Source organism: Arthrobacter sp. GCM10027362 (genome assembly GCF_042679445.1).
GTDB lineage: Bacteria > Actinomycetota > Actinomycetes > Actinomycetales > Micrococcaceae > Crystallibacter.
The window spans coordinates 1-4,037 of sequence record NZ_JBHTML010000265.1; the positions used below are offsets into that span (position 1 = coordinate 1).

The 4,037-nt window shown below is 68.7% G+C and carries 6 protein-coding genes; 3 read left to right on the top strand and 3 right to left on the bottom strand.

Features of this window, described 5'->3' with window-relative positions; genetic code table 11:
- Positions 1-193: hypothetical protein (locus tag ACFQ36_RS21200; protein WP_377017287.1), on the bottom strand; the 193-nt coding region annotated here is incomplete at its 3' end.
- A 186-nt stretch (positions 194-379) separates the two neighbouring features.
- Between ACFQ36_RS21200 and ACFQ36_RS21205 the strand changes: the two genes are divergently transcribed.
- Positions 380-1,144: an SDR family oxidoreductase gene (locus ACFQ36_RS21205; protein ID WP_377017281.1), complete on the top strand. Its 765-nt coding sequence runs from the start codon at positions 380-382 to the stop codon at positions 1,142-1,144.
- Between the two features lie 9 nt (positions 1,145-1,153).
- Here ACFQ36_RS21205 and ACFQ36_RS21210 read toward each other — a convergent pair whose 3' ends face one another.
- On the bottom strand, positions 1,154-2,362 hold the full coding sequence (locus tag ACFQ36_RS21210) for an MFS transporter (protein ID WP_377017283.1): 1,209 nt from the start codon (positions 2,360-2,362) through the stop codon (positions 1,154-1,156).
- A 358-nt stretch (positions 2,363-2,720) separates the two neighbouring features.
- Between ACFQ36_RS21210 and ACFQ36_RS21215 the strand changes: the two genes are divergently transcribed.
- Complete coding sequence (locus ACFQ36_RS21215) at positions 2,721-3,077, top strand: hypothetical protein (RefSeq protein ID WP_377017285.1); 357 nt, start codon at positions 2,721-2,723, stop codon at positions 3,075-3,077.
- Positions 3,078-3,171: 94 nt separating this feature from the next.
- Complete coding sequence (locus tag ACFQ36_RS21220; RefSeq protein ID WP_377017289.1) at positions 3,172-3,864, top strand: NADPH-dependent F420 reductase; 693 nt, start codon at positions 3,172-3,174, stop codon at positions 3,862-3,864.
- A 59-nt stretch (positions 3,865-3,923) separates the two neighbouring features.
- Here the strand turns inward: ACFQ36_RS21220 and ACFQ36_RS21225 are convergent.
- On the bottom strand, positions 3,924-4,037 hold a 114-nt coding region (locus tag ACFQ36_RS21225; RefSeq protein ID WP_377017290.1), incomplete at its 5' end, for an L-serine ammonia-lyase, iron-sulfur-dependent, subunit alpha.

Sequence of the window (4,037 nt, forward strand, 5' to 3'; positions counted from 1 at the left end):
TCGGCACCCCGACGCTCTTCGCGCCGGCCCGCTGCAGGAGCGAACGGACAATGAACTGGGCCCGCCCGGTCCCCCGGTCCCGAACCAGCGAGTCCAGGGATTCGAGCCATTCGGTGGTTTCCTCCGGATCATAGTCCGGGAAGGAGCGGTCCGCTCCCCCGGCGAATGCCGAAAAGTCGTCGGTGACCGTCATGTACAGCCTCTCCAGTGAGGGCAGGGTTCCCCTGCCGCAACGCTCGTTCTCAATCCACATTATTTTCATATTGCGGAATAAAGTTTCCAATTAGTAGGATATAGTGAACGGCCCCACAGCCGGTCCTGTCAACGTGGGCCGCTGCAGGCACGTAACCTGGGCGGCCGCCGAATCCCGGAGGTTCACATGAAGCCCGCATCCGGCCAGACCCCGCGCATCGCCGTCGTCACCGGTGCCGGCTCCGGCATCGGCCGGGCGGTCGCCCGGCAGCTGCTGGACGCCGGCTGGCACGTCGCGCTGGCCGGCCGGCGCCCGGAAGCGCTGGCGGAAACCGCCGCGGGCCACACCGCGGCTTTGTGCGTGGCCGCGGACATCACGAAGGCCGGCGACGTCGCCCGCCTGTTCGGCACCGCGGCGGATGCCTGGGGCAGGCTGGATGTCCTGTTCAACAACGCCGGCATTTTCGGTCCCCCGGCCGGGATTGACGAGATCAGCCTGGCCGACTGGAACGAGGTCGTCGCGGTGAACCTGACCGGCGCCATGCTCTGCGCCGCGGAAGCCTTCCGGCGGATGAAGTCGCAGCAGCCGCAGGGCGGGCGCATCATCAACAACGGGTCAATCTCCGCGCACTCCCCGCGCCCGCGGTCGGTGGCGTACGCGGCCACCAAGCACGCAGTCACCGGCCTGACCAAATCCATCGACCTGGACGGCCGGGCGTATGGCATCAGCTGCGGGCAGATCGACATCGGCAACGCTGCCACCGGCATGATGCATGACGTCGGCGCGGGCGTGGGGGCGCTGCAGGCGGACGGGCACAAGCTCGTGGAGCCGACGTTCGACGTCGAAGAGGCCGCCCGCGCCGTTGTGCTGATGGCAACCCTGCCCGCCGCAGCGACCATCAACCAGTTGACCATCACCGCGAGCGGGATGCCCTACCAGGGGCGTGGCTGAACGCTAACGCTACCGGACGACGCCGGGACGGTTGCCGTAGCCGCGCAGGGCCAGCGCCAGCACGATGCACAGCAGGTACCCGGCACCGACCAGCAGCCAGCCGCTGTGGAAGGTCCCGCTCCGGTCCAGCAGCAGGCCCATCAGCAGCGGTCCGCCGGCGAACCCGGTGTACATGCCCATGGAGACGATGCCGGAGGCGGCGCCCACGCGGGCCGGCGGCACCACGCGCATCACGCCGGCCATCGTGACGACGTTGGCGCCCAGCACGGTGGCCCCGTGCAGCACCACGCCGATCCAGAGCAGCACCGGATTGCCGAACTCGCCGGCGCCCAGCAGCGCCGCGGCACCCCCGAGGGCGCCGGCGCCCATCAACGCCAGCAGTGTGGAGGCACGGACGCCCGTGGCCATCCGCCGCCCCCACAGGATGCGCGAGCTGACGCCGACCACCCCGGACACGCCCGCGGCCACGCCGGCGAGCACCAGCGGGAAGTCCAGCGCCCGGACGGCGAACAGCGGCAGGTAGACGTTGGTGGCCTGCATGCCCAGGCCCGCGAGCAGCGCATAGCCTGCGAACAGCCAGATAGAGGCCGGGAACCGTCCGTCGGCAGCGGCGACCGTGACGCCGGCACCCGGTGCCGCCGTGGCCTTGGCGGCCGGATTCTCGACCGGCAGGCGCCGCAGGCCGTAGGCCAGCAGGACGAGGGCGACGACGGCGCCGAGCATCATGGCCCCCTGCCAGCCGGCCCACAGCGCCATGGCCGGGAAGACCAGGCCGACAAAGAGCTGGCTGCCCTGCACGCCGGACTGCTTCACCCCGATCCAGCCCGGCCGCTTGGGCGGGGCCACATGGTTGATGATGATCCGGTTGGTGGTCGGATTGGAAATGGCCTGGGCGGGGCCGGCCAGCAAGGCGGCAATCAGCAGCGCCACATAGTGGTGCGCCAGAGCCGCGACGACCAGGGCGACGGCGGTGCCGGCAAAGATCAGGATCAGCTGGGCCCGGTTCGACGTCCGGTCACTGAGCCGGCCCAGCCAGCTGCTGCTGACGGCGGCACTGGCAAAGACGGCCGTGGCCAACAGGCCGAACTGCCCCTGGCTGATCCCCAGGTCCGCGATGACCAGCGGGCTGGTGGCACTGAGACCGTAGTTGAGCAGCGGGCCCACACCCATTGCTGCGGTCAGGACAAAAAGCAGTGCAGCACTGGGCTGTTGCTTCATCTTCTTTTCGGCCGCCTCTCTCACATTCGGGACAGCCCGGCGTGGCACACCGGCGCGATGTGGCAAGGGCTGCCGCAATCCTCCAGCACCTTACTCCGCCCGGCGCCAAGGCCGCCAAAAGGTGACAGGCCGTCGGCCGCGGATGGCGGACGCCCGGGAGTCGGGACGATAGCCGGAGCGGTGTCCCACCGTGGCGAAGCCCGCTGGGACGCTGCCGGATGACGACCAAGCTCACATGTGCCAGTGGCCAGCCTCACTCGGTTTTCGGCAGGTCCTGCCGGGCCCAGCGATAAAATTTAGTTAGGGCTGCACCCAAAGTTCAGGCCCCAATCCACCGCTTTTGATCCGGGAGACAGCCGTGTCCTTTTTGCGTTCCCGCCAGCACGTCGGCCAGGACATCCTGCTGGCACGCCATGGCAACCACATCTGCGCCACCCGTTATGACCGCCGGCGCAATTGCATCGTGGCCCGGCTGGATGACGGCACCTTCGACATGGCCCCGAACGTCATTGCGGTAGGCGCAGTGCCGGCGAGAATCTCCGCCGTACTGCGCGAAGACGGTCCCTTCCTGGCCAGGATGTGCGCCGTGTACCTGGTGTTCGCCCTGCTGGTCAGCGCCGTCGCCTTCACGGTGATGGGCTGGGCCGGCGGCGACCTGGCCGCCGCGAGCCTGATCGAGGCCTACAGGGACCCGTACCAGGTCATCGGCAACTAACGATATGACGTGACGCCCCTGGGGGTCTCGGAGACTCCCGGCCGCCGGGCCGGTTTCATTGACCTCGCAACTGCCCGGGGTTAGCGTGGCTGGCATGAAAATCTCGGTCATCGGAACGGGCAACGTGGGCCGCGTCCTGGCCGCGAAAATCGCCCAGGCCGGGCACGCCGTCGTCATCGGCACCCGGGACCCCGAAGCAACGCTGGCGCGGACCGAACCCTCCCCCACCGGTGCTCCCCCAATAGCCACCTGGCATGCCGAGCACCGGAACATTGCGCTGGTGACGCTGCCCGAGGCGGGCGACCACGGCGAACTGATCATCAACGCCACCGCCGGCACCGGATCGCTGGCCGCCCTGCACGCCACCGGGCCGCACGACGGCAAGATCATCATGGACGTGGCCAACCCGCTGGATTATTCCCACGGCTTTCCGCCGAGGCTGTCCGTCTGCAACACGGACAGCCTCGGCGAGCAGATTCAGCGCGAATTCCCCGCCGCGCGCGTAGTGAAGACGCTGAACACCATGAACCACATGGTCATGGTGGACCCGGGACGGCTGCCCGGGCTCCACAACGTCTTCACGGCCGGGGATGATGCCGGAGCCAAGGCCACCGTGGCCGGACTGCTGCAGCAGCTCGGCTGGCCGGTGAAGGACATCCTGGACCTGGGCGGGATCCAGTCCGCCCGGGGCATGGAAATGTTCCTGCCGCTCTGGCTGGACATCCTGCAGTCCCTGGGCAGCTGGGACTTCAACATCCGCATCGTCCGGCCGGAGCAGCCCGGCTAGAGTGGGGCAGCAGGGTCCCTGCGTGGCGCGTCAGCGACACGATAGGGCCTGCCCCACTCTCAGCACTCCACGACGTTCACGGCCAAACCGCCCCGTGCGGTCTCCTTGTATTTGTCGCTCATGTCCCGGCCGGTCTCGCGCATGGTCACGATCACCTCGTCCAGGGAGACCCG

Bases quoted from the DNA above. Each gene is read 5' to 3' on its own strand.
- ACFQ36_RS21205 (WP_377017281.1), top strand. From the start codon at position 380: ATGAAGCCCGCATCCGGCCAGACCCCGCGCATCGCCGTCGTCACCGGT.
- ACFQ36_RS21210 (WP_377017283.1), bottom strand. From the start codon at position 2,362: ATGAAGCAACAGCCCAGTGCTGCACTGCTTTTTGTCCTGACCGCAGCA.
- ACFQ36_RS21220 (WP_377017289.1), top strand. From the start codon at position 3,172: ATGAAAATCTCGGTCATCGGAACGGGCAACGTGGGCCGCGTCCTGGCC.